6 protein-coding genes are annotated in these 6,563 nt (G+C 74.8%); 1 reads left to right on the top strand and 5 read right to left on the bottom strand.

What is annotated here, in order from left to right; all coding sequences use genetic code 11:
• The 3 genes from MTQ10_RS26240 to MTQ10_RS26230 all read right to left on the bottom strand — a co-directional run.
• Positions 1-179: TFIIB-type zinc ribbon-containing protein (locus tag MTQ10_RS26240; RefSeq protein ID WP_247472638.1), on the bottom strand; the 179-nt coding region annotated here is incomplete at its 3' end.
• A gap of 81 nt (positions 180-260) precedes the next feature.
• A complete protein-coding gene (locus MTQ10_RS26235; RefSeq protein WP_247472637.1) occupies positions 261-1,187 on the bottom strand; it encodes a phosphotransferase family protein in 927 nt (308 codons plus the stop codon).
• A gap of 627 nt (positions 1,188-1,814) precedes the next feature.
• Positions 1,815-2,033: a hypothetical protein gene (locus tag MTQ10_RS26230; RefSeq protein WP_247472636.1), complete on the bottom strand. Its 219-nt coding sequence runs from the start codon at positions 2,031-2,033 to the stop codon at positions 1,815-1,817.
• A gap of 609 nt (positions 2,034-2,642) precedes the next feature.
• On the opposite strand from MTQ10_RS26230, the gene MTQ10_RS26225 reads away from it, so the two are divergent.
• Positions 2,643-4,061, top strand: coding sequence for a serine/threonine-protein kinase (locus MTQ10_RS26225; RefSeq protein ID WP_247472635.1), 1,419 nt, complete (start codon positions 2,643-2,645; stop codon positions 4,059-4,061).
• A 95-nt stretch (positions 4,062-4,156) separates the two neighbouring features.
• On the opposite strand, the gene MTQ10_RS26220 is transcribed toward MTQ10_RS26225, so the two are convergent.
• A complete protein-coding gene (locus MTQ10_RS26220) occupies positions 4,157-4,975 on the bottom strand; it encodes a TrmH family RNA methyltransferase (RefSeq protein ID WP_247472634.1) in 819 nt (272 codons plus the stop codon).
• A 38-nt stretch (positions 4,976-5,013) separates the two neighbouring features.
• Positions 5,014-6,246, bottom strand: coding sequence for a uroporphyrinogen-III C-methyltransferase (gene cobA / locus MTQ10_RS26215; RefSeq protein ID WP_247472633.1), 1,233 nt, complete (start codon positions 6,244-6,246; stop codon positions 5,014-5,016).
• Between the last annotated feature and the right edge of the window lie 317 nt (positions 6,247-6,563).

The raw sequence follows: 6,563 nt of genomic DNA, 5'->3' as shown, positions 1-6,563 counted from the left end.
GGGTACGCCTGCGGGGCGGGGGGCGGCGGGGCAGGCTGCGTCCACTGGGACTCCAGGCGGGTCAGCGCCTCCAGCTCGCCGTAGTCCAAAAAGATCCCTCGGCAGTTGCTGCACTGCTCGATCTGGACGCCGTTGCGGTTGTAGGTGTGCATCGGCGCGTGGCACTTCGGACACTGCATGGTTCGGGTCAACTCCTCGCCCGTCGGTCCTGCTTCGCGTTTCGCCTGGACAGACTCCGTCCGGCGGCGGTCGGTTGCACCCTACGACGCGGAAGCGGGCGGCCGGGGGGCGGGAACGGAAACCATCCGGGAGCACGCGTCGACGAGCGCCAGCTCCACCTCGTCCGGGGCGCGGCCCTCCCGGTCGGCCCGGAGCAGCGACTGGGCGGCGCTCTGCACGGTGAGGGCGCGGGCAGGCACGTCCAGCGCCGGCCAGGGGTCGCCGTCCGGGGGCACGGCGGGGCCGCCGGAGCGGCGGTAGGCGGCGAGGAAGCGGCTCCACTCGTCGGGCGGCAGCAGCCCGCAGGCGAACCAGGCCGCCGGGCGGGCCAGGTCCCAGGCGGGGGCGCCGAGGCCGAGGTCGTCGACGTCGATGAGCCGCCAGGGGCCGTTCGGGCCGGGGTGGCGGACGAGTTGCCCCAGGTGGAAGTCGCCATGGCAGACGGCGCGCGGGCCGGGCACGGGCGCCTCGGCCCGCGCCCAGGCGGGCAGCGCGGCCCAGGCCTCACGGACAGCTTCGCCCAGGCCGGGTCGACCGGTGAGGCGCGCCACGGCCCGGGCGGCCTTGGCCGGGCCGCGCATGGCCGGAAGGCCGGGGACGGGGTGACTGCGGTGCAGGGCGGCGAGGAGGGTTCCGGCAGCCTCCCAGGGAGCGGCGTCCGGGTCTCCCGGGTCCACGGGGGTGCCGTAGGGCCAGCAGGTGACGAGACGTCCGTGCAGGTCGGTGGGGGTCGGGGTGAGCGGCGGCAGGAGAACGCCGGGTGTTCGTGCCGCGACGGTCAGGCGGGGGCCGAGCCGGGTCCGGTCGGTGCCGGGGGCGTGCGCCTTGAGGACGGTTCGTCCGTGCCGGACGACGGTTGCGTCGGGGCGGTCGGCGAGGGTGCCGGTGGGGCACGTGGTGCAGGGGGTGCCGACGGGGTGGGCGCGGGTCGCCGCGGCGGCGGCGAGCACGTCCGTGAACTCGGGCATGGCCTCCCTCGACTCTCGGGCAACGCCCCCGACCCTACGCCGCGGCGACTGCCCCGGGGCCGCTGCGTGCCGGCCCCGGCAGGATGCGCCCCCGGTGCGACGGGGAACCCACCGCTGCGTCCCGACGCAACAGGGCACCCGGCGTCGGTGCGGGCCGGGGGTGGGTCACGCCCACCCGGCGCTACGGGGGCGCCTCCCCCAGAGGGGGTACCCCCAGCGCCCCAACGGACACCCCCGGCGCGCTCCCGACCCACCCACCGGACAGATGGCGCGACACCAGCCACCCACCCACACCAGCGGGCCGCCGCAGGCATCCAGGGGCGCGGGGAACTGCGCGAACGCCCCCCACCGGCCCGCAGGTGAAAACGATGGCCCCGCCACATCGAGGGGCGCGGGGAACTGCGCGACCAGCCCCCACCGGCCCGCGGTGAAAAGAGGCACGGGGAACTGCGCGCCAAGCCCCACCGGTCCGCGGTGAAAGAGGACCCGCGCGGCCCAGGGCAGAGCAATGCCGGCGCAGCTCCCCAGCTGCGCCGGCATCGTGCCGTCCGCCGCACCCCCGTCCCCACGGGGTTTCCTGGGTGGATGTCCCCGCCCGGACCGCTCTTCCGGGCCTGGGGTCGCCGCTCAGCGCCCCAGCATCACACCCACGGACGACGCCTGTGTGACCACTGCTTCCCAGCCGCCGAAGGCGTACACGAGCAGGGCCGCCAGAGGAAGGACCATCGCGGTCGCCACCAAGGGGTGGCGACGGCCGCCACGGCCGGCACGGACATCGGCACGGGACAGCTCTCGTGCCTGAGCGCCCCGCGCTCGGACCGCCGTCCGCGGTGCCGTGTGGGCCATGGTCCCTCTCCTGACCGTTGTCGGTGATCGTCGGCAGCGGCGGGTGTCTGACCTCGGGGGACGAGTGCTGCACCCGCCGCTTGCCCACAAATCTAGGTCCGCGCGCCCCTCGGCACGTCATGCCGTCGTACCGATTGCCGGGCCTCCCGGAGGATGAGCCGCCACCTGGGCACTACTCCCCTGGGTGGAGACGGCGACCCAGGTCTCAGGGTCTTCCCGGAGGGGACGCGCCCCGCCGGGTCTCCCGCGCACCACGCCGCGCACCGCCGCGTGACTTCGGTCACGTCGAACCCGCGGCGATGCCGTTCCTTCCCCCGGCCGATGACCTCCCGAACCACTCCCGCCTCCTCAGCCCCTGCCGTCCCCACGTTCTCTCCCGTGTCCGCACCCCGGTCGGCACGGCCGTCCGTCGCGACCCCAACCCCCTGTCCGATACCCCGGGTTGGGTGTCGGCACCAGTCAAAGGGTCCCCATTTCCCGGGTTCCTGACCACCCTTCACACATCCCGCGCACCGTCGGCAATCCGTCCCGACGAGAGGGCGCGGCCTCTGCGCGCGATCGGCCGGGAAAACGTAAGCTGAGGCACGTCACACGGACCGGGCAGCGGGGATGAACATGGCGATGATGCGCCTGAGGCGCGAGGACCCGCGCGTCGTCGGCTCGTTCAGGCTTCACCGACGGCTCGGCGCGGGCGGTATGGGTGTGGTCTACCTGGGCTCCGACAAGAAGGGCCAGCGGGTCGCCCTGAAGGTGATCCGGCCCGATCTCGCGGAGGACCAGGAGTTCCGGTCGCGTTTCGCGCGGGAGGTCTCCGCCGCCCGGCGCATCCGCGGCGGCTGCACGGCCCGGCTGGTCGCCGCGGACCTGGAGGCGGACCGCCCCTGGTTCGCCACGCAGTACGTGCCCGGTCCTTCCCTGCACGACAAGGTGGCCGCGGAGGGCCCGCTGCGGGCCGCCGACGTGGCCGCGATCGGCGCGGCGCTGTCGGAGGGGCTCGTCGCCGTCCATGAGGCCGGGGTCGTGCACCGCGACCTGAAGCCGTCCAACATCCTGCTGTCCCCCAAGGGGCCCCGGATCATCGACTTCGGCATCGCCTGGGCGACCGGCGCCTCCACGCTCACGCATGTGGGTACGGCCGTGGGTTCCCCCGGCTTCCTCGCCCCGGAGCAGGTGCGCGGCGCGGCCGTGACACCGGCGACCGATGTGTTCTCGCTGGGGGCCACGCTCGCGTACGCGTCCATGGCCGACTCGCCGTTCGGACACGGCAGCTCCGAGGTGATGCTCTACCGCGTCGTGCACGAGGAGCCGCAGCTGCACGGCGTACCGGACGCTCTTGCTCCGCTCATCCGGACCTGTCTGGCGAAGGACCCGGAGGAGCGGCCGAGCACGCTGGAACTGTCGCTGCGGCTCAAGGAGATCGCCGCCCGCGAGGCGCAGGGGCCGACGGACGTACGGCCGTCCTCGCCTCGTGCGAGTGAGGCGGACCGGCCCACGGGCAGGCTCTCGGACACCAGCTATCCGGGACGCCCCCGCCGCCCGCAGGGCCCGCACAGCGGCGGCCCGAGCGGGCCCGGTGGCCCCGGTGGGCCCGCGGGAACCGCCCGTTCGCGGGGCGGCGTCCCGTCACGCGGCGGCCCCGCCGGCCAGGGCGGCACGAACGGCGCGGGCGGACGACCTCCCGGCGGTGCCGTCCGCAACGGCGGTCCGTCCTCACGGCCGGGCCCCCGGCCCACGCCCGCCGGGCGCTCCGGAAACCACGGCGGCCCCGGCGGGCCCCGTTCCGGTGCGCGGCCGGTCCCCCGCAGCGGTACGGGACGGCGGACACCGCGGAACACGGGCACGGGGCTGCGGCCCGCCAACCCGCGGCTGCTGCGGCAGCGGCTGTTCGTGTTCGTCGTGGTGACTCTGCTGGTCGCCCTCGGCATCGGCGTGGTGCAGGGCTGTCAGGGCCCCGCGCGCGGCCTCGGCGGCGGGGGCGGCGTACACACGCAGCAGGAGCTCGACGGTTCCACCGCCGCAGGTCACTGACCCGGCACCCCGGCTCGCCTCCGGCCGCTGTCCCTTCGGCGGTCGTACGAAGGCCCGTACGCCCCTCGAGAGCGGCTGCCGGCAGGCCGCGCCTGTCAGCCCCTGCCGGTCGCCACCGCGTAGAACGCGACGGCCGCCGCCGCTCCCACGTTGAGGGAGTCGACGCCGTGGGACATGGGGATGCGGACCCAGGTGTCGGCCGCGGCGAGGGCCCGCCGGGACAGGCCGTCGCCCTCCGCGCCGAGCATCAGCGCGACGCGTTCCATGGTGTGCGGGGCGACCTCGTCGAGGGGCCGGGCCTTCTCGTCGGGGGTGAGGGCGAGCAGCGCGAACCCGGCGTCGCGTACGGCGTCCAGGCCGCGGGGCCAGGTGTCGAGGCGGGCGTACGGCACGGAGAACACGGCGCCCATCGACACCTTGACGCTGCGCCGGTAGAGCGGGTCGGCGCAGTCCGGGGACAGCAGCACGGCGTCCATGCCGAGGGCGGCGGCCGAGCGGAAGATGGCCCCGATGTTGGTGTGGTCGTTGACGGACTCCATGACGGCGACGCGGCGGGCGCCGGCCAGCACGTCCTCGGCCGCCGGGAGCGGTTTGCGCTGCATGGAGGCGAGGGCGCCGCGGTGGACGTGGTAGCCGGTGACCTTCTCGGCGAGTTCCGGGGCGACGACGTACACAGGTACGCCGAGCCGGTCGATGACGTCCCGCATCACATCGACCCATTTGGCCGAGAGCAGCATCGAACGCATGATGTAGCCGGCGTCCACGGCGCGGCGGATGACCTTCTCGCCCTCGGCGATGAACAGGCCTTCGGCGGGTTCGCGGCGGCGGCGCAGTTCGACGTCGGTGAGGTCGGTGTAGTCGTGCAGGCGCGGGTCGTCGGGGTCGTCGACGGTGATGAGTCGGGCTTCGGCCACGGTGTCTCAGCTGCCTTGTCGTGGTGGGGGTGCGGCGGTCACGCGCCGGGCCGGGGGCCCACGGCGACGACGTCGCCGATGACGATGACGGCGGGCGGTTTGACGTCCTCGGCGCGTACGGTCTCGGCGACGGTCGCGAGGGTGGCGTCGACGCGGCGCTGTGCGGCCGTCGTGCCTTCCTGGACGAGGGCGACGGGGGTGTCGGGGTTCTTGCCGTGGGCGACGAGCGTCTCGGCGATCTTCCCGATCTTGTCGACGCCCATGAGGATCACCAGGGTGCCGGTGAGCTTGGCCAGCGACGGCCAGTCGACGAGGGACCGTTCGTCGTCGGGGGCGACGTGGCCGCTGACGACGGTGAACTCGTGGGCGACGCCGCGGTGGGTGACGGGGATGCCGGCGGCGCCGGGCACGGAGATGGAGCTGGAGATGCCGGGGACGACGGTGCAGGGGATGCCGGCCTCGGCGAGGGCCTGCAACTCCTCCATGCCGCGGCCGAAGACATAAGGGTCGCCGCCCTTGAGGCGGACGACGGACTTGCCCTGCTTGGCGTGTTCGATCAGCGCGTTGTTGATGGCCTCCTGGGCCATGAAACGGCCATACGGGATCTTCGCCGCGTCGATCACCTCGACGTGCGGGGGCAGTTCGGCGAGGAGGTCGCGGGGGCCGAGCCGGTCGGCGATGACGACGTCGGCCTCGGCGAGCAGGCGCCGGCCTCGGACGGTGATCAGGTCGGGGTCGCCGGGCCCGCCGCCGACGAGGGCGACGCCGGGGGTGCGGGTGCGGTGGTGCGGGGCGACGAGGGTGCCGTCGCGCAGGCCCTCGACGACGGCATCGCGGATGGCGGCGGTGTGGCGGGGGTCCCGGCCGCGGGCGTCGGTGGTGAGGACGGCGACGGTGACGCCTTCGCTGTGGCCCGTGGCGGGGGTCCAGGCGGTGGCGGCGTCGGCGTCGTCGGAGCGGACGCACCACACGCGGTGCTGCTCGGCCTCGGCGGAGGCGGCCCGGTTGGCGTCGGCGTCGCTGGTGGCGATGAGGGCGTACCAGGCGTCGGTGAGGTCACCGTCCCGGTAGGGGCGCCGGTGCCAGGTGATCTCGCCGGTGTCGGCCATCGCCTCGACGGAGGGGGTCGCCTCGGGCGACACGAGGTGGATGTCGGCGCCGGCCGCGATCAGGGCGGGCAGGCGGCGCTGGGCGACCTGGCCGCCGCCGAGGACGACCACGCGGCGGCCGGTGAGGCGGAGTCCTACGGGGTAGGCGGGGTGTTCGGCCATGAGGGACGGCTCCTCGTGCAGCGGTGCGGTGGGGCGCGCTGCGGCTCCGGAGCGGCCCTGACGTGCGGATTTTAGGCGGTACGCGGGTGGTGTGGCACGGGTGGTCCGGCTGGTGAACGCCGGGGTGGTCGTGCGGGGCTGTCTGGTGTGCCTGCCTTTTCGGGGACGGCGGGGATGTTCCTGCTGGTGACGCCTGCGAGGTGTCGTGGGTGGCGGTTGCGCGGTTGCCCGCCGGCCTGTGCGGGTTCTGCCGGAGTACGTCCGAGAGTCGCCGCTCGGGGGGCCGGCGGGGAACCCGGGGGGCAGCGGGGGACCTC

The sequence above is a fragment of the Streptomyces sp. XM83C genome (assembly GCF_023072675.1).
Taxonomy (GTDB): Bacteria; Actinomycetota; Actinomycetes; order Streptomycetales; family Streptomycetaceae; genus Streptomyces; species Streptomyces thermocoprophilus.
The sequence above is the reverse complement of the archived record's forward strand: the minus strand, read 5'-3'. Positions and strand labels throughout refer to the sequence as shown.

Excerpts from the sequence above, each read along its gene's own strand:
- MTQ10_RS26230 (WP_247472636.1), bottom strand. The coding sequence starts at position 2,033 with ATGGCCCACACGGCACCGCGGACGGCGGTCCGAGCGCGGGGCGCTCAG.
- MTQ10_RS26225 (WP_247472635.1), top strand. The coding sequence starts at position 2,643 with ATGAACATGGCGATGATGCGCCTGAGGCGCGAGGACCCGCGCGTCGTC.
- MTQ10_RS26235 (WP_247472637.1), bottom strand. The coding sequence starts at position 1,187 with ATGCCCGAGTTCACGGACGTGCTCGCCGCCGCCGCGGCGACCCGCGCC.
- cobA (WP_247472633.1), bottom strand. The coding sequence starts at position 6,246 with ATGGCCGAACACCCCGCCTACCCCGTAGGACTCCGCCTCACCGGCCGC.